Raw genomic sequence first — 763 nt, 5'->3', positions numbered from 1 at the left:
GGGCCCAGATCACGCCCGAGCACTACCCTCAGACACCAGTCCCGATCGGGGCAGGTTCCAAGTAACCGAGCCTCCACGAAACCCGGGGCGATTCAGATTGGGTCAAGCCCATGTTCCCGTCGCCTATGTAGCGCAGAGCTAGCACCCGCGCGGTTTCCAACCCGACCGCCGCAAACGCTCTCTTGTCCTGTCGCAGAAGCTCCGGTAGCAATGTGACGTTCAGGTCGCAGATCACGTCCTGCCCAGCGGTCGACTCGATGGCCTGAACAGTGCCAGTGAGGTCGGGCCCCTCAAACTCAATGCTGTTGCTCTCGAAAACAGACCAGTAGGCGTGTGCCCGGTCCATCTCCCGCACAAGCCCGATCCGCTCGGCTTCCTTCAGCGCCTCGCCCAGCCGGGTCCTAGCACGGCGAAGCCGTGTCCGCATCTCTGCCAGTGCCTCATCAGCTTCAGGCGGTAGCGAATACGGCGTACCGTCCAGAACCTTCGCGGAGTCCATGGCGCGACCCTAGATGGTCGCGCCGACACAAACTCTTCATCCGGCGCCGCTGGGGGATCAGACGGCCGTCTGCGCTAGCCGCGTCATTCTGGGCGAAAAGCAGCGCCTCGCTTGGAGCCCCTGACGGCCCCCCTCAGCCCTCGACCAACCTCCGGCGATAGCTCACCTTGGTCAAGTCCCAGGTAGTGGTGTAGCGCTGCGTTCTCCTTCGTTGGTGGTTCAGGCGGTGAGTGCGGGCAGGTCGTGGGCTCCGATCTCGGGTTC

At 63.7% G+C, this 763-nt stretch carries 1 protein-coding gene; it reads right to left on the bottom strand.

Annotated elements, in window-relative coordinates; translation table 11 throughout:
* Positions 1-28: 28 nt before the first annotated feature.
* Complete coding sequence (locus C9J87_RS19370; protein ID WP_157953277.1) at positions 29-499, bottom strand: hypothetical protein; 471 nt, start codon at positions 497-499, stop codon at positions 29-31.
* Positions 500-763 lie beyond the last annotated feature (264 nt).

Origin of the sequence: Nocardioides allogilvus, from assembly GCF_003047285.1 — a bacterium.
Classification (GTDB): Bacteria; Actinomycetota; Actinomycetes; order Propionibacteriales; family Nocardioidaceae; genus Nocardioides; species Nocardioides allogilvus.
Note: the sequence above shows the minus strand (reverse complement) of the source record. Positions and strands in the feature narration are given on the sequence as shown.